The sequence below is a fragment of the Pseudomonas sp. A2 genome (assembly GCF_023100865.1).
GTDB lineage: Bacteria > Pseudomonadota > Gammaproteobacteria > Pseudomonadales > Pseudomonadaceae > Aquipseudomonas > Aquipseudomonas asiatica.
In genome coordinates, this window is the sequence record NZ_CP039127.1 from 1075846 (window position 1) to 1093473 (window position 17628).

Genomic DNA, 17628 nt, shown 5'->3' on the forward strand with positions numbered 1-17628 from the left:
GATTACGAAACCACCGCCTCGGCCGGCGAGACAATGCTGGTCTTGGCCCCCCGCGAGCGCCCCGAACTCAGGTACGCCGCAATCGACTCCTGCGTCACCTCGCCCAAGAACACCTGTTCGGCATCCAGCACCGGCAGCCACGCCCGGTTGAACTCGTACATCCGCGACAGCAGGATGCGCAAATGCTCATCATGCGACGCCGTGGCATTGAACGGCCGCAGAAAGTCGCCACAAGTCCCTTGCTGGCGATGCATGTCACGCCGGCGCACGTAGCCCAGCGCCTTGTTCTGCGCATCGGTCACCACCACGTAGCGGCGGTCGTGCTCGTCCAGCAGCTCCAGCGCATCGCTCACCGGCGTTTGCGGGCACACCGATGGCGCGTTGTCTGCCGCATCTTCCGCACGTACCAGCAGCAGGCGCTTGAGGGTGCTGTCCTGGCCGACGAAGTTGCTGACGAACTCGTCCGCCGGGTGCGCCAGCAGGGTGTCCGGGTGGTCCAGCTGCAACAGCTTGCCGGCGCGGAAGATGGCGATCTTGTCGCCCAGCTTGATTGCTTCGTCGATGTCGTGGCTGACCATGATCACGGTCTTGTTCAACGCCCGCTGCATCTCGAAGAACTCGTTCTGGATCATCTCGCGGTTGATCGGGTCGACCGCGCCGAACGGCTCGTCCATCAGCAGCACCGGCGCTTCCGCCGCCAAGGCACGGATCACGCCGATACGCTGCTGCTGCCCGCCGGACAGCTCGCGCGGGTAGCGTTGCAGGTACTGCTTGGGCTCCAGCTTGATCATGTGCATCAGCTCGCGGGCGCGTTCATGGCACTTCTGTTTGTCCCAGCCGAGCAGGCGCGGCACCACGGTGATGTTCTCTTCGATGGTCATGTTGGGGAACAGGCCGATCTGCTGGATGACATAGCCGATGTGCCGGCGCAGGGTGACCTCGTCCAGCCCGGTGGTGTCTTCGCCATTGATGAACACCTGGCCGGAAGTGGGCGTGATCAGGCGGTTGATCATTTTCAGGGTAGTGCTCTTGCCGCAGCCCGAGGGGCCGAGGAACACGCAGATTTCCCCTTCGTTGACGGTGAGGCTTACCGAGTCGACGGCTTTGACGTCCTTGCCGTTGACGTTGAAGGTTTTGCTGAGGTTCTTCAGTTCGATCATGAGCGCAGTCCTTCTGGAGTCAGGGCACGTTGCAGGGTTTGCAGGAGCAGGTCGGCGATGATCGCCAGCAGGCTGACCAGCACGGCGCCGACCAGCAGCATCGACATGTCGCTGCGGCTGATGGAGGTGAGGATGAGTACGCCAAGGCCGCCGGCGCCGATGGTGGCGGCGATGGTCATCACGCCGATGTTCATCACCACGGCGGTGCGCACGCCGGCGAGGATCACCGGCACGGCGATGGGCAGTTCGACCATGCGCAGGCGCTGGCCGAAGGTCATGCCGATGCCACGCGCGGCTTCACGGATGCCGGGTTCGACGTTGGTCAAAGCCAGGTAGGTGTTGCGCATGATCGGCAGCAGTGAGTAGAGGAACACCGCAGTGATCGCCGGCAGCGGCCCCAGGCCCTGGCCGAACTTGGAGTAGAACGGCAGCAGCAGGCCGAACAGGGCGATCGAGGGGATGGTCAGCAACACCGTGGCACTGGCCTGCAAAGGGCCGGCGACGGCCGGGAAGCGGGTCATCAGGATGCCCAGCGGTACGCCGACGATGATCGCCAGGCCCACGGCGACGCCGACCAGCATGATGTGTTGCCAGGTCAGCTGCAGTACCTGGGCCCAGTCGAGGTGGGCGAACGTGTCGAGCAGGCTCATGGTTGTACCTCGCCAGGCATTGGGTGGTCACGCAGGAAGGTGGCGGCCACCGTGGTCGGGTTCTGGTGTTCGACGTCGACCTTGGCATTGAGCTGGCGCATGGTTTCGTCATCCAGTTGCTCGGCCAGAGGCTTGAGCAGGCCGGCCAGTTGCGGGTTGGCGTCGAGCACCTGTTTGCGCACCACCGGGGCGGCGGTGTAGTCGGGGAAGTAGTGTTTGTCGTCTTCCAGCAGCTTGAGGTTGAACGCGTTCAGGCGACCATCGGTGGTGTACACAAGGCCGGCGAACACCTGGTTGTTGTGCATGGCGGTGTAGACCAGGCCGGCATCCATCTGGCGGATGTTGGCGCGGCCCACTTGCAGGTCGTACATCGCTTTCAGGCCTACCAGGCCGTCCGGGCGGTTGGCGAACTCGGTGTCCAGCGCCACCAGGTGGTTGCGGTGGCTTTCGTCACGCAGTACCTGGTTGAGGTCGCTGATGGAGTTGATCTGCGGATAAGCCTCGGCGACCTGCTTGGGCAGGCCCAGCGCATAGGTGTTGCTGAACTTCGACGGGGTCAGCCAGATCAGGTCCTTCTTCGCGTCCAGTGCCTTGACCTTGGCGTAGGTGGCCTCGGCACTGGGCATGCGCTCGTCGATATGGTTATACGACACCAGTGACACGCCGGTGTATTCCCACATCAGGTCGAGCTGGCCGGTTTCCTGGGCCTGGCGGGCGATGTTGCTGCCAAGGCCGCTGGTGACGCGCACATCAAAACCGTTGGCGCGCAGGTATTGCGCGGTGATTTCGGCGAGTACGGTCTGTTCGGTGAACACCCGCGCGCCGATACGGACAAGTGGTTTTTCCGCTGCCTGGGCAAATCCTGCAAACAGCAGGGCCGCGCCCAACAATGAAGCGATTCTCTTGTTCATACGTTCCCTCTCGTTATCCAGCCAGGCCACGTTCCAGCCAGCGCTTGCTGGAGAAACTCACCGCTGCATCCAGCGCCAGCGCCAGCAGTGCGGTGCAGGCAGCCCCCAGCAGCAGTTGTGGCTGGTTGTTCAGGGCGATGCCGGGGAAGATCAGGCTGCCGAGGCTGTTGGCGCCAATCAGGAACGCCAGCGGTGCGGTGCCGACGTTCAGCGCCAGGGCCACGCGCACACCGCCAACGATGATCGGCACGGCGTTGGGCAGCTCCACCTGCCAGAGTTGCTGGCGCGGAGTCATGCCGATGCCGGTGGCGGCTTCCTTGAGCGAGGCGGGGACGTTTTTCAGGCCCTCGTAGGTATTGCGCACGATGGGTAGGAGGGAGGCGAGGAACAGCGCGAAGATCGCGGGCCCGGCGCCGATGCCCAGGATACTCAGGGCAATGGCCAGAACGGCCAGGGGAGGGATGGTGTTACCAACGTTGAAGAACTGCATGAAGCGCTCGGCTTTGTCGACCCGGTGCGGTCGACTTAACGCAATGCCGGCGGGGATGCCCACGGCCAGCGCCGCCGCCATCGAAGCCAGCACCAGTACCAGGTGCGCTTGCAGGTAGAACCCAAGATCGTCGCGATACCGCGCGATCGTGTCGATGCCGATCCAGTGGACCAGCAGGGCCAGGATGACGAGCACGGCGGCCCATCCCAACAGCCCTTTTCCGTAGCGTTTTGCCACAGGCGGACTCCTTGTGTAGTCGGCGAGCACACTTCTTGGTTGCCGGCCAGTCCTGGCGGCGGGTGGTGTGTTCGCGAGTAGCAGCGTGACGCACGCCGAAGGCTGCGATCAGGCCATGAGCCGAACCCCGTCGGGCCCGAAAATGCTGATGAAAACAACTCCCCAACCGAAGCGGGTTGCAGGGGAGTGGACGTCTCCGTGGGCGTAAAGGTTCCCACTTGGGGCGGCATTTGGCCAGCGTTAATCACTGGTTGGTTGGAAAATTGACGAGAAAAAGCAGCGGGTTGGTGCTCTGTAGGCGTTGAAATAACTGCTCTTTGGCCATTTGTCGTGATAAAGCGATTGCCTGACGAATTTGTGGCCTCTGGGCGGGCGCTTTCGCGGGTAAACCCGCTCCCACAAGTCCTGCACAGGTTTCAAAGGCGGTGTGATACCTGTGGGGGCGGGTTTACCCGCGAAGAGGCCGGAACAGGCACCGCCGGTTCAGCAAATTTTGGTCCCGGCCCAACTTCAGGTATGATATCGCCCCTTTTTAATCCCCCAGTCAGGCGATTTCCCATGACCAACCAGGCCGCCGAAGTCGCGAAGCGCCGCACTTTCGCAATCATTTCCCACCCCGACGCCGGTAAGACCACCATCACCGAGAAGCTGCTGCTGATGGGCAAGGCCATTGCCGTCGCCGGTACCGTGAAGTCGCGCAAGTCCGACCGCCACGCCACCTCCGACTGGATGGAAATGGAGAAGCAGCGCGGCATCTCCATCACCACCTCGGTGATGCAGTTCCCGTACCGCGAGCACATGATCAACCTGCTCGACACCCCCGGCCACGAAGACTTCTCGGAAGACACCTACCGCACCCTGACCGCGGTGGACTCGGCGCTGATGGTGCTCGACGGCGGTAAAGGTGTAGAGCCACGTACCATCGCCCTGATGGACGTGTGCCGCCTGCGCGACACGCCGATCGTCAGCTTCATCAACAAACTCGACCGCGACATCCGCGACCCGATCGAGCTGCTGGACGAGATCGAAGCCGTGCTGAAGATCAAGGCCGCGCCGATCACCTGGCCGATCGGTTGCTACCGCGACTTCAAGGGCGTGTACCACCTGACCGGTGACTACATCGTGGTCTACACTCCGGGCCACGGCCACGAGCGCACCGAAGCCAAGATCATCCAGAAGCTGGACTCGGACGAAGCCCGTGCCCACCTGGGCGACCAGTACGATTCGTTCGTCGAACAGCTGGAGCTGGTGCAGGGCGCCTGCCACGAGTTCAACCAGGAAGAGTTCATCAACGGCCAGCTGACCCCGGTGTTCTTCGGTACCGCGCTGGGCAACTTCGGTGTCGACCATGTGCTTGACGCCGTCGTCGACTGGGCGCCGCGCCCGCTGGGCCGTGTTGCCCACGAGCGCACCGTGGAGCCTGTGGAAGAGAAGTTCACCGGTTTCGTGTTCAAGATCCAGGCGAACATGGACCCGAAACACCGCGACCGCATCGCCTTCATGCGTATCTGCTCGGGCAAGTACGAGAAGGGCATGAAGATGCGCCACGTGCGGATCAACAAGGACCTGCGCATCGGCGACGCGCTGACCTTCTTCTCCTCCGAGCGTGAGCAGCTGGAAGAGGCCTATGCCGGCGACATCATCGGCCTGCACAACCACGGCACCATCCAGATCGGCGACACCTTCACCGAAGGCGAGGCACTGGGCTTCACCGGTATCCCGCACTTCGCCCCGGAGCTGTTCCGCCGCGTGCGCCTGAAGGACCCGCTGAAATCCAAGCAGCTGCGCCAAGGCCTGCAACAGCTGGCCGAAGAAGGTGCTACCCAGGTGTTCTTCCCCGAGCGCAGCAACGACATCATCCTCGGTGCAGTCGGTGTGCTGCAGTTCGACGTGGTCGCCAGCCGCCTGAAGGAAGAGTACAAGGTCGAGTGCGCCTACGAGCCGATCACCGTGTGGTCGGCCCGCTGGATCGGCTGTGACGACAAGAAGAAGCTCGAGGAATTCCAGAACAAGGCCATGGAGAACCTGGCTATCGACGGTGGCGGGCACCTGACCTACCTGGCGCCGACCCGGGTCAACCTGTCGCTGATGGAAGAACGCTGGCCGGACATCAAGTTCCGCGCTACCCGCGAGCATCACTGATTTCGAGAGCTTGCTCCTGATTTTCAGGGCCTGCTCCTGACCCTTGTGGGAGCGGGTTTACCCGCGAATGCGTCGGTAAACTCAACATCGCATTCGCGGGTGAACCCGCTCCCACAGGGACCGTGTTAAGGCCGAAATCAATTCCCGGCCTTGATACTGGTCCAGATCCGCGTGCGAATACGGTCGATCTTGGCCGGCATCGCCTCCAGCGCATACAGCTTGCCCATTACTTCCTCGCTCGGGTAAATCATCGTATTACCCTTCATCGCCGGATCCACCAGCCCGTCCGCCTTGAGGTTGCCGTTGGCGTACTGCACATGGTTGCTGATGTTGGCCATCACCTCCGGCTGCAGCAGGTAGTTCATGTAGGCATACCCGGCCTTCTCATCCGGTGCATCGGCCGGTATGGCAACCATGTCGAACCACATCGGTGCGCCTTCCCTGGGTATCGAGTAGCCCACCTTCACCCCGTTCTTCGCCTCCTCGGCGCGGTTCTTCGCTTGCAGCACATCCCCCGAGAAGCCCACCACCACGCAGATGTCGCCATTGGCCAGGTCGCCGGTGTACTTCGAGGAGTGGAAGTAGCTGATATACGGTCGCACCTGCATCAGCAGCGCCTTGGCCTTGTCGTAGTCCGCCGGGTCCTGGCTGTGGTGCGGCAGGCCCAGGTAGTGCAGGGCGATCGGTAGCAGTTCAGGGCCGTTGTCCAACACCGCGACGCCGCAGCTTTTCAGCTTGCTCATGTACTCGGGCTTGAAGATCAGGTCCCAGGAGTCCACCGGGGCATCGTCGCCCAGCACTGCCTTGACCTTGTCGATGTTGTAGCCGATGCCGGTGCTGCCCCACAGGTATGGGAAACCGTACTGGTTACCCGGGTCGTTCACTTCGAGCGCCTTGAGCAGCACCGGGTTGAGGTTGTGCCAGTTGGGCAATTGCGACTTGTCCAGGCGCTTGAGGGCCTTGCCCTGGATTTGCCGGGCCATGAAATGGTTGGACGGAAACACCACGTCGTAGCCGGAGTTGCCGGTCATCAGCTTGCCGTCGAGGGTTTCGTTGCTGTCGTAAACGTCGTAGGTGGGCACGATACCGCTGGCTTGCTGGAAGTTCTTCAGTGTGTCGGGGGCAACGTAGCTGGACCAGTTGTAGATCTTCACCGTTTCGGCGGCGCCGGCCACGCTGGCGGCCAGCATCAGGGGGGCGAGAAGGAGCGTGCGCATGTCGGGGTTACCTTGCTTTGTGTGTTGTTATCGAAGGCAGGCGATCAGCGGATCAGAAAATAAGGACGTAGGTTTTGCGCACGGTCTCCTGGATGTCCCAGGTGCCAGTGCTGTTGGCCGGTAGCATCAGTGCGTCTCCGGCTTCTATGAGCAGGGGCTCGCCACCGTCGGGGGTGAAGGTGCAGCGGCCCTTGATGAAATGGCAGAACTCCTGCTGCACGATCTGCCGCCGCCAGCGCCCGGGAGTGCACTCCCAGATGCCGGTTTCGACGCCGTCGCTGCGTTCCACGCAGGTGACCGAAGTCACTGCAACGGGGTCGCCAAGCGGCACCGCGACCGGGTTGGAGCTGTCGAGCACGGCGCTGTCGGTGTTCTTGAAATGGGTGATGCTCATGACCGGTAAATCCTGTGTCAGTGAGGGGGAAAATCAGCGCATGAAGCCTTCCATGAAGTCCGCAAGATTGCTGGCAAGGCGCCGCCTCCAGGGCGCACTGGCGGGGTTGGCGAGGGTCCGGTCCTCGTGGACGAAGCTCTGGATGATCGCGTTGTAGCCCAGCCATCGGCAGGGCTCGGGTGGCCAGCTGGCCAGGCTTGAAAGCGGGCGGTTGTCGAGCACCCAAGGTTGCGCGGTCAGTTCGTTGTGCTGGTTGAGGATCAGCGCGGCCAGGGTGCGCCCGCCCAGGTTGGTGGCGCCGACGCCTTCGCCGCCGTAGCCGCCCGCTAGGGCGATGCCGCGTTGATGGTCGCAGAGCATGTGCGGGCGGAAGCGCCGTGCCATGCCCAGGTTGCCGCCCCAGGAATGGGTGATACGCACGTGCTTCAACTGTGGGAACAACTCGCTGAACAGGTAGCGGCGCAGCTCGATTTCCTGTTCGTCGAGGTTGAAGTTTTCGCGCAGGCGGCCACCGAAGCGGTAGCCGCCACGGGCGCCGAATACCAGGCGGTCGTCGGCGGTGCGCTGGCCGTAGGTGACCTGGCGGCTGCTTTCGCTGAACGCCTGGCCCTGGTTCAGGCCGATCTGTTGCCAGGTGGCCTCCGGCAGTGGTTCGGTGGCCACCAACAGGCTCTGTACCGGCAGCTGATGTTTGCCCAGTGGCGGCAGGCTGACGGCATAGCCCTCCACGGCGGGTACCGTCCATTGGCAACGGATGCGCGCCAACGGGGTGCGCACCTCACCCGGCTGCCAGTCGATGGCTGGGGTGTTTTCGTAGATGGGTACGCCCAGCGCTTCTACCGCCCGGGCCAGGCCACGCGCCAGCTTGGCGGGTTGGATGGTTGCGGTGTGCGGGCTGAAGATGGCGCCATAGGCGTTGCTGACCCGCAACTGAGCGTCAAGCTGTTCGGGGCGCAGCCAGCGGTAGTCGTCCTCGGTCATGCCTTGGCGATAAAGGTCGTCGAGGTAGGCGCGCAGGCTGCGCTCCTGTTCCGGGTAGCGCGCGGCGCAGTAGAGCACGCCGCCTTTGCGGTAGTCGCAGTCGATGCTCTCGCGATGCAGTACGCGGTGTACTTCATCGGGAATGCCATGCAGCAGGTCGATGCTGGCGCGGCGCTGTTGCGGTGACAGGGTGGCCAGCAGCCGGTCTTCGCCGAGCAGGTTGCCCATCAGCCAGCCGCCGTTGCGCCCCGAAGCGCCGAAGCCGGCGATGTTGGCGTCGATTACCGCGATGTTCAACTGTGGCGCCTGGCGCTTGAGGTAGTAGGCGGTCCACAGGCCGGTGTAGCCTGCGCCGATGATGCATACATCCGCGTCCAGGTCCTCGCGCAGGGCCGGGCGGGCGCACAACGGCTCGTCGAGCTGGTCCATCCACAGGCTGAGCGTGCGCAAGGGTTGCATCGGGTTCGGCTCCACATCCGTCAAGGTCTGTGGGCGATCCTAGTGGTGTCGGCGGGCGGCTGTCCTACGTGCGTGCACGCAGGGAAATTTGCTTCAGGTACGCCTTGGGCGTAAGCCCGGTGTGTTCGCGAAAACACTTGTAGAACGCCGACAACGAGTTGAAACCGGCATTGAACGCCAGCTCGTCGATCGTGGCCTCGATGCTGTCGTTATCAAGGCTGGCCATCAGGTGCTGCAGGCGGGCCTGGTTGACGTAGCGGTAGAAGCTTTGCCCGAGCACCTGGTTGAGCAGGTAGGAGATCTGATTGCGGCTGTAGCCGCTGGCGTCGGCCACCTGCTGCAGGTCCAGTTCCGGGTCCAGGTAGGGGCGCTGGCGCTGGAAGTAGTGTTCCAGGTCCTGGGCCATGGTCGACAACTGCCTCGGCGACAGGCCCAGGCGGCTGGTGGCCGGGCGTGGGCCACTGCTGGCGTGGCCGCTGCCGTTGCGGTGGACCAGCGTGGCATATTCGTTGACCTGCCAGATCAGGCCGTCCTTGACGGTAATCGCCTCGCTGGACTGGAACGCCACCAGGCCATCGCCGCCCTGGACCGTGACCTGGTACTGGATGAACGCGGTACAGCCGTCGACGCGGATGCGATCGCTGTGCACGATATCTTCGCCAGCTTCATGGGGCAGGCAGGCGCGCACGTAGTCGCGCAGTTCCTGGTAGCCGAGCACGCGGTTCTGGAAGAAGTCGTGGTACTGAATGTCGGGGTGGTAGAGCGCCATGGTGCCGTCGAGGTCGCGGTGCTTCCAGCACAGGTGGTAGCGCAGCACGGTGTCGGCGGTGAGCGGGGTCTGCTCGGGGCCGTCGGGGAGGGTGGTGGCGGTCATGAGCCTGATAGTGCATTGCAGAACACCCAGCTGCAAGGGGGCGGATCCGGCATATTGCACGGTTTTTTCAAGCGGCTTGGGCAGTAAGCCGTTGATTCGGTTGAGAGTGATTTTTTGACAGGGATGGCATGGCGAGTGCACCGGTCTGTTCAACATCGAACAAGGAGAAAGGCCATGCGCTCGATACTGCTCTGGATGATTGGGGTGCCGATTCCGGTGATTATCCTGATCTGGTTCTTCATGCATTGAGATTCTTGGGGCTGCAAAGCAGCCCCGGCTATCTAAAGGCTAGAGAAACTGCTCGGCATAGTGACAAGCCACCTGCCGGGTACTCACCTGCCGCAATGCCGGCACCTCCTTGGCACACCGCTCGGTCGTATACGGGCAGCGCTTGTGAAACGCACACCCATCCGGAAACCTGCCAGAGAAAGCGCTTCTGTTCGAACTCGCCATTTATCTCAGCCTGCTTGGCTATTCTCCGCCCGAAGCTGTCGTAACGGTAGTGCCCAGTACTCTCCAGCTTGCCATTGACCAATGCCTCGGCACGCACAAGCCGGTTCTCGCAGTCATAGCTAAAGTTCTGCAGCTTGCTGTGCCCCGAGCGCTTCTCGATCAGGTTTCCCACGGATCGTAGCGGTACTCCTGATCCCGTCACTGTTTGATCCAGTTGCCCTTGACCTTGTCGAACTGTCGCGCATTGAAGTCCAGACGGTTGGATACCTGTTCACCACTCGCTTGATGTCGATTAGGCGACCCAGCGGGTTGTCGTAGTGCAGGTGCACGGGGGTTCCACCGGTGGCGCTGATGTCGGTCAGCGTACCGTCGGGCGTGCGGGTGAAATGCAGGAAGTGGCCGAGGGCGTTTTCGATGCGTTGCAGTGGCACTTCATCGAAGTAGAAGAACAGCTTGTTGAGGGGCTTAAAGTTAGAACGGGCGTCCTCAACAGAACTAATTAAACGCTTTTTGCTGGCCCTACTTCAATCCAGCAGGACCAGAATAAGCCACTCGTTGTTAAAGAATATACTTAGATTTCAAGTATAAAATTTGAAGTGCTCTTTCACATCTTCATCCCCCATAGGGGAGTATGATGGGTAGTCACGCTTGCTGCCCACCAAAGGGGTCTCATTATCAAAAATATCAACAAGCCTCACGTTATCCGCCACACCGTATACATACCTCACCGACTCTTCACTTGACGGCTTATAATCTAATTCGTGAGCCACAATTCTCCAGTCACCCTCAGCTTTGCGATCAAAAAGCGAATAAGAGTCCAATATGACAGGATCACCTAAGCGCTTAAATGATACTAAATCAATCACAGGAGAACTAAGGAATTTGTCAAAAATCTCAGCTACATGACCAAGACTATTTTGGGTAATAATGCGGCCAGCCCCATATTTCTGGGGAGCCAATAAAAAGCAAAATATATCTCCGCTTTTTATTTTTCTCAAGCTTGTTTTAAATTTTTTATCCCAATCATAAATCTCAATTGACATCATCCGCAACCTCCTTTCAAAGCAGCAGTTTTCTTGGCAAAATTACTTTCGAAATTAGCTTGGCGAGCTGGAGCTCTCGTAGTATTTGCATGATCGTATGAGTTAATCTTATTTCCGCGGTTTTTATGTGAAATCTCTTCGCCTATCACGCCGGTTTTTGTCTCATAGTGCTCAATATAGGCCTGCTCAAAACCGCGCGCCTCCCCATAAGTAACATTTTTGTCAAGCGGCTCCATTTTCGCCCCAGGGCTTAATCTGCCAGTGCCAGCATGCTCTGCTCTACGCCGTGATAGGTCATCAGTTACCCCCACATAATATGGTTTATCGGCTCCCTTATCGAACAAGCCATAAACACTATACCCCGGCGTTAGCTCATGAACCCAGCCAAGAGGATCGATCCAAGTGACCGGGTTAGGTGCGTATTTATAGAGATTATCACTACCGTCCAATCCAATTGGATCCTGCGAAATAAATCTCCCTACTTCCGGATCATAATAGCGAAAGGTATTGTAATGCAGATTAATCTCTTTATCGAAATACTGCCCTTGTAGCCGCAAATTTTGCTCAGTGATATTCACCACGAGCTGATCTACTGTTGACCATGAGCGATACGTTGCCTGCCAAACGATCTTCCCATCGCTATCCGTCAGTTCTAGCGGCGTACCAATCTGGTCCGTATGGAAGTAATAGAGCTTCTGCTCCTCCCCTTCCGCCTGATCAACACGCGCCAACGGCGCATAGCTACCCGGCTCATACAGGTACAGGATGCTCTGCCCGAGCGTTTCCTCGCGCAGCATCCGCACCCCTTGCCAGAGGAAGCGCTTCTGCTCGACCTGGTCATTGATCTCAGCCAGCTTGGCCACCCGCCGCCCCAGGCTGTCATAACGGTAGTGCCCGGTACTCTCCAGCTTGCCATTGACCCATGTCTCCGCCCGCACCAGCCGGTTTTCACCGTCATAACCGAAGCGCTGCAACCGGTTGCCATATTCCGAGCATTTTTCGATCAGGTTGCCCCACGGGTCGTAGCGGTACTCCTGGTCCCGCCAGTGTGTGATGCGGTTGTCCCTGGACTTGGCAAATTGCCGGGCATTGAAATCCAGGCGGTTGCCCGCAGGGTCGTAACGAAACTCTTCGCTGCCAACCAGCGAGCCCGTATCGCGGCTGCGCAACTGGCCGTTCGCTTCGTACTCGTACTTGATCTCGCCACGCAGCTTGTCGAGCGTACGCACCAGTTCACCTGCCGGGTCGTATTGGTAACGGCGGTGAATCGGGTTGTACGCATGCTCCACCAGCAATGAGGTATTGATACCGGTGTTGTGCACCTGCGAGAGCTTGTCAGCCGGCAAGCTCGAGGCAAACTGCCAAGCCTTGCGTCCCATCGCGTCATAACCGAAACAACTGGTGAGCTTGCCCTGGGTCCGGTAAACCTCACGGTGCAGGTCATCACGCTCCATGTCGCTGATCACCTGACCGTCCAGGTTCAGTTGGTGCAGGTGCCCACTGCCGTAGTACAGGTAGTTGACCTTACGACTATCTGGCAGGGTTAGCGTAGTCAGATTGCCGAGCGGGTCGTATTCGTAGCCGAGCGTGCCGTCGGAGGTGATTTCTTTGATCAGCCGGCCCAGCAAATCGTAAGTGTACTCTAGCTTTTCTTCGCTGATCCCTAGCTGCTTGCCGATCCCGGTCGGCTGCCGCTCGATGCTCAGCAACCGGTCGCCGTCGTCGTACGCGAAGGTCTGGCTCGCATCGCGGTTGATCTTGGCGACCAACCGGCCAATGGTGTCACGCTCGAACAGCGTATGCCGCTCCGGGCGCTCGGCATTTTCGCCATAGCCGATCTCATCCAGTCGGGTGAGATGGCCACCCGCGTTGTAGCTGAAGCGCCGGGTCAGATTATCGATCCGCACCTCTTCAATCAGCCGATCCGAGGCGTCATAGGCAAAGCGGTACGTGGCGTTGTTCTCGTTTACCAACCCGGTCAGGCGCCAAGCCTTGTCGTACTCGTAACGAACCACACCTCCTTTCGGGTCCCGGCGGTTGCTCGGCAAACCACGGGAAGTGCGTAGCAGGCGGGTGATCTGGCCTTTGCCATCGGTGTGGTCGAGCACCTGACCAAGGTCGTTGTAGGTGAAAGTTTCCGCCGTGCCGTCGGGGTGACTGATGCGCAGCACCTCACCGTCAGGCTTGCGCTCCAGCGTGGTGGTCTGGTTCAGCGCATCGGTTACCGCGACGAGGTGCTGGCGTTCGTCGTAGCGGTACCAGGTGTTCTTGCCCGAACAATCCTGGTAACGCTCGACCTGGGCCAGGGTGTTCCACCACAGGTACTTGGACTTGTAGGTCGCGTCGATGATGGTGTGCGGCAGGCCGTCATCGCTGTTCAGGTATTCGGTCATTTGACCCAGGGCATCGAATTCGGCGAGCAGGTTGCCCTTGGCGTCGTAGCGCGCCCGCCAGATGCTGCCATCCGGGTAACTGACCTGGGTCACCAGCGTGGTCAGGTGGTGATATTCGTAGGTGGTCTTGCGGCCCAGCGGGTCGGTCTCTTCGAGCAGACGGGAGAATTCGTCGTACTTGAATTGCAGGCAGCTACCGTCCGCCAAGGTCAGGTCGACCATGTTGCCATTGTCGTCCAGCTCGGTGGCATAGCGTTCGCCGCCGTAGTCGCGGCTGGCGATCACCCGGTGGTCGGGGTTGTACTGCACTTCCAGCTCGCGGCCGAGCACGTCGGTGGCCCAGCTGGTACGGGCATCGAGGTCGTAGCGGAAGTGGTAGTGTTCGCCATCGGTGGTCCAGTGCTCGACCACCCGCGGCTGGCCGCCGAGGGTTTCCCAGCGGTAATGGCAGCCCAGGCCCAGCGCGTTGCTGTGAGTCACCATCAGGCCTTCGGCGTAGCTGAAACTGCGCACGGTGTGGCCGTTGCGGTTGATCACCGCGCTCAGTTGGCCGTGCTCATCGTAGCGGTACTGGGTGAGCGTTTCGACGGCCTGGTCGTTCACCACGCGCTTGATGTCGGTCAGGCGGCCCAGCGGGTGGTCGTAGTGCAGGTGCACGCGGGTACCGCCGGTGGCGCTGATGTCGGTCAGCGTACCATCGGGCGTGCGGGTGAAATGCAGGAAGTGACCGAGAACGTTCTCGATGCGCTGCAGCGGCACTTCGCTGTTGGTGTCTGGCACTTCGCCGAAGTAGAAGAACAGGTTGTCCCGCGTTTGCAGGATGTAGTGGCCGCCCTCGGTGCAGACCAGGTACACCTGCTCGTGCGGGTTGTAGATCCGTTCGCCCGGTTGCAGGGTCACGAACGGAACTTTGCGGCCTTGGTTGTCGGTGAGGTAAATGAATGAGCCCCGCCGACGCAGGCTTTGCTCCCAGGGCAGCACCCAGCCGCGCCCGAGCACGCTGTCGACGGTAAGGTCGCTGGCGTAGAAACGTGACCACTCGATCGGCATCAAGCCCGGGAGGCTGAAGTCAATTTCATCGGGGATCAGTTTGCGACCGGTGGTGAGGTCGACCGGGTTGCCAACCAGTCCACCCAACACCCTGCGTGCCACAGGCTCGACCATGTAGCGGGCGGCCACTTCGCCAGCAATGAAGCCGGCCGTGAATTTCAGGGCACAAGGTAGGGCGGCCTTCATACCGGCCTGGGTACCCATCTTGAGCACATTCGCAAGGCCACTGGCTGCGCCAGCAATCGCCATCAGCACATCCACGGTGGTGCGCAGCCACTCCGGGACTTCGTCATCCACGGGCAGGTAGCGGTAAGTGCCACCGCCGATGAAGACGTTGTTCGAACCCCCGGAAATGGTCGCGCCGCAGGTCAGCTTGTCGCCCTTGCGCGCCGCCGCGACGCCATTGATGAAGACATTGGTCGAGCCTTCGGCGATCTGCACCGGGCCCGGGTGCTTGTCGCAGGCGCCGATGCTTTTTTCGACGCGGGCGGCCTTGCGGCTGTTGATGAACACGTTGGGTGAGGCAGTCGTTATCGTCCCTGAGGGGGATGAGAACAGACTGCCCAGTGCCTCGCCGGCAGCGGTCAGCAAGCTGCCCCCGAGACCTGCCGCGATGCCGGCCAGCAAAGCCACGCCTAACCCGCAGGTGAAGGTGGCGATGGCCACCGTGGCCACCAGTGCGATACCCAGGGCAGCGCCCAGCAGAAAGCCGCCCAATGCGCCGGTATGTGATATTTCGTCGCCGAACCTGGCCGCTTCGAACATGAGAGGTTACTCCTGTTCGCCAAATACGGGACAACGTGCGACCCGGCCGAGCGGATCCATGATCATGGGCATCTCCCTGAAATGCACGGTAAATATTCAATCCAATTGCCGTGTAATCTTCCGTGAAAGGTGCCAAGTAAATAGACCCGTGCGCCGCTCTGTCAACGATGCGAAAGCCAAGTACGACAAGGGCTATGCCCGGTTTGGCGTAGTGTCATAAAGCCATGCCTCAGGAGTGTTCCGGGCTGTAGGGCGGGGAGGGGCTTTATGCCCGAAGTCTGTATTTTCTTGAACTTCAGAGGCGTCTGTCAGAAAAGTCGTAGCTGCTGGAGCAGTTGCACACCGCTCAGTAACGCATCATTCCTTATCAGCGTTTCGATGAAGGGGACCGAAGCCCGTAGCAGTTCAACACCACCCCGGCAGCCTCATCGGCTTTCTCGTCCCCTTCGCGTATCACCTCACAAGATTAGAGAAATTGCTCGGCATAGTGACAAGCCACCTGCCGGGTACTCACCTGCCTGAGCGCCGGCACCTCATTGGCACACCGCTCGGTCGCATACGGGCAGCGCTTGTGAAACGCACACCCATCCGGCGGGTTCAGCGGGTTGGGCAACTCCCCGGCAATGCGGATCTTCGGCTTCAAAGGGTCCGGGTGAATCGCCGGCGTCGCCGACAGCAGCGCCTGGGTATACGGGTGCAACGGCCTTTCGTAGATATCTTCTTTCGGCCCCATCTCCGCCGGTCGGCCGAGGTACATCACCAGCACCTGATCGGCCACATGCCGCACCACCGCCAGGTTGTGCGAGATGAACACGTAGGCAGTGTTGAACTCCTTCTGCAAATCCATGAACAGGTTCAGCACCTGGGCCTGGATCGACACGTCCAGCGCCGAGGTCGGCTCGTCCGCCACCAGCACCTTGGGCTGCAGCATCATTGCCCGGGCCAGGGCAATACGTTGGCGCTGGCCACCGGAGAACATGTGCGGGTAACGCTGGTAATGCTCGGGGCGCAGGCCGACCTGTTCCATCATCTTCTGCACCTTTTCTCGCCGCTCGGCCTTGCTCAGCGAGGTGTTGATCAGCAGCGGCTCGGCCAGCTGGTCACCAATCTTCTGCCGTGGGTTGAGCGAGGCGTAGGGGCTCTGGAACACCATCTGCACATCGCGGCGCAGTTGCTTGCGCTCGCTCTTGCTGGCGCCTTTCACTTCGGTGCCGGCAATTTGCAGCGAGCCGGACGACGGCTCTTCGATCAGAGTCAGGGCGCGGGCCAGGGTCGACTTGCCGCAGCCGGATTCGCCGACCACGGCCAGGGTCTTGCCGGCCTCCAGTTCGAACGACACGCCATTCAGCGCGCGGACCAGGGCGTGCCCCTTGAACAGCCCGCGGGAGACTTCGTAATGCCGGGTCAGCTCCCGGGCGGATAGAACGACGGCCATCACGCCACCTCCTGGTTCAGCGGGTAGAAGCAACGCACCAGGCCATGGGCCTGGGGATCGAGGGGCGGGCGCTGGCGCCGGCAGTTGTCCTGCACGTACGGGCAGCGCGGTGACAGCAGGCAACCCACGGGGCGGTCGTAGCGGCCGGGGACGATGCCGGGCAGGGTGGCCAGGCGTTCGGCACCAATGCTGTGCTCGGGGATCGCCGCCAGCAACGCTTCGCTGTAGGGGTGGGCGGGCACGTCGAACAGCTCCGGCACCTGGCCCACTTCCACGGCCTGGCCTGCGTACATCACGCACACCCGCCTGGCCGTTTCGGCGACCACGGCGAGGTCGTGGGTGATCAGGATGAGCGCCATGTTGCGCTCCTTCTGCAGGTTGACCAGCAGCTCCATGATCTGCGCCTGGATGGTCACGTCCAGCGCAGTGGTGGGTTCGTCGGCAATCAGCAGCTTGGGCTCACCGGCAATCGCCATGGCAATCGCCACGCGCTGGCTCATGCCGCCGGACAGCTGGTGCGGGTAGGCGTCCAGGCGGCTTTCCGCAGCCGGGATCTCGACCTTCTTCAGCAGCTCCAGGGCACGCTGGCGCGCGGCCTTGCCCTTCAGGCCCAGGTGCTGGCGCAGCACTTCCTCGATCTGGTAGCCCACGGTGTAGCTGGGGTTGAGCGCGGTCATCGGGTCCTGGAAAACCATGGCGATGTCCTTGCCCACTACCTTGCGTCGCTGGCGACCGCTGAGCTTGAGCATGTCGGTGCCGTCGAAGGTGAGCGAGTCGGCGGTGATGCGCCCGGGCGCGTCGATCAGGCCCATCAGGGCCATCATGGTCACGGACTTGCCCGAGCCGGATTCGCCGACGATGGCCAGGATCTCGCCGGCTTCCACCGTCAGGTCCAGGCCATCGACCACCGGTACCGCATTGGTGTCGCCGAAGCGCACGTTCAGGTTGTTGATCTGCAACAGTGACATGGCGTT

13 protein-coding genes and 2 pseudogenes are annotated in these 17628 nt (G+C 61.2%); 1 reads left to right on the forward strand and 14 read right to left on the reverse strand.

What is annotated here, in order from left to right; all coding sequences use genetic code 11:
* Window positions 1–2 precede the first annotated feature (2 nt).
* Genes E5221_RS05085 through E5221_RS05100 form a run of 4 tightly spaced genes read right to left on the reverse strand, consistent with a single transcriptional unit; the run spans window position 3 to window position 3448 of the window.
* Window positions 3–1160, reverse strand: a complete 1158-nt coding sequence (locus tag E5221_RS05085) for an ABC transporter ATP-binding protein (protein WP_085720775.1) — start codon at window positions 1158–1160, stop codon at window positions 3–5.
* Window positions 1157–1810, reverse strand: coding sequence for an ABC transporter permease (locus E5221_RS05090; RefSeq protein WP_003257874.1), 654 nt, complete (start codon window positions 1808–1810; stop codon window positions 1157–1159). The genes E5221_RS05085 and E5221_RS05090 overlap by 4 nt, the downstream gene beginning before the upstream one ends.
* Complete coding sequence (locus tag E5221_RS05095) at window positions 1807–2721, reverse strand: glycine betaine ABC transporter substrate-binding protein (RefSeq protein WP_247846944.1); 915 nt, start codon at window positions 2719–2721, stop codon at window positions 1807–1809. The genes E5221_RS05090 and E5221_RS05095 overlap by 4 nt, the downstream gene beginning before the upstream one ends.
* A gap of 13 nt (window positions 2722–2734) precedes the next feature.
* A complete protein-coding gene (locus E5221_RS05100) occupies window positions 2735–3448 on the reverse strand; it encodes an ABC transporter permease (RefSeq protein WP_023660682.1) in 714 nt (237 codons plus the stop codon).
* A 558-nt stretch (window positions 3449–4006) separates the two neighbouring features.
* On the opposite strand from E5221_RS05100, the gene E5221_RS05105 reads away from it, so the two are divergent.
* A complete protein-coding gene (locus E5221_RS05105; protein ID WP_003257876.1) occupies window positions 4007–5590 on the forward strand; it encodes a peptide chain release factor 3 in 1584 nt (527 codons plus the stop codon).
* Between the two features lie 137 nt (window positions 5591–5727).
* Here the strand turns inward: E5221_RS05105 and E5221_RS05110 are convergent, their stop codons facing one another.
* The 10 genes and pseudogenes from E5221_RS05110 to E5221_RS05155 form a co-directional block, all read right to left on the reverse strand.
* Window positions 5728–6807: a polyamine ABC transporter substrate-binding protein gene (locus E5221_RS05110; protein ID WP_247846946.1), complete on the reverse strand. Its 1080-nt coding sequence runs from the start codon at window positions 6805–6807 to the stop codon at window positions 5728–5730.
* Window positions 6808–6859: 52 nt separating this feature from the next.
* A complete protein-coding gene (locus E5221_RS05115; protein WP_085691765.1) occupies window positions 6860–7201 on the reverse strand; it encodes a cupin domain-containing protein in 342 nt (113 codons plus the stop codon).
* Window positions 7202–7234: 33 nt separating this feature from the next.
* Window positions 7235–8641 (reverse strand): FAD-binding oxidoreductase, encoded by a 1407-nt coding sequence (locus tag E5221_RS05120; protein ID WP_182329083.1) that lies wholly within the window; start codon window positions 8639–8641, stop codon window positions 7235–7237.
* 64 nt (window positions 8642–8705) lie between these two features.
* Entirely contained in the window at window positions 8706–9515 is an 810-nt protein-coding gene (locus tag E5221_RS05125) for a nuclear transport factor 2 family protein (protein WP_247846948.1), read from the reverse strand.
* Between the two features lie 288 nt (window positions 9516–9803).
* A pseudogene (locus E5221_RS05130) lies at window positions 9804–9929 on the reverse strand (dipeptide ABC transporter ATP-binding protein); the annotation flags it as partial.
* A 4-nt stretch (window positions 9930–9933) separates the two neighbouring features.
* Window positions 9934–10232, reverse strand: a pseudogene (locus tag E5221_RS05135) (RHS repeat protein); the annotation flags it as partial.
* Between the two features lie 314 nt (window positions 10233–10546).
* Entirely contained in the window at window positions 10547–11014 is a 468-nt protein-coding gene (locus tag E5221_RS05140; protein ID WP_247846949.1) for an Imm26 family immunity protein, read from the reverse strand.
* Window positions 11011–15219, reverse strand: coding sequence for an RHS repeat-associated core domain-containing protein (locus E5221_RS05145; protein ID WP_247846950.1), 4209 nt, complete (start codon window positions 15217–15219; stop codon window positions 11011–11013). Before E5221_RS05145 ends, E5221_RS05140 begins: the two co-directional genes overlap by 4 nt.
* A gap of 466 nt (window positions 15220–15685) precedes the next feature.
* Window positions 15686–16654, reverse strand: coding sequence for a peptide ABC transporter ATP-binding protein (locus E5221_RS05150; protein ID WP_247846951.1), 969 nt, complete (start codon window positions 16652–16654; stop codon window positions 15686–15688).
* Window positions 16654–17622: an ABC transporter ATP-binding protein gene (locus E5221_RS05155; protein WP_054573153.1), complete on the reverse strand. Its 969-nt coding sequence runs from the start codon at window positions 17620–17622 to the stop codon at window positions 16654–16656. Before E5221_RS05155 ends, E5221_RS05150 begins: the two co-directional genes overlap by 1 nt.
* Between the last annotated feature and the right edge of the window lie 6 nt (window positions 17623–17628).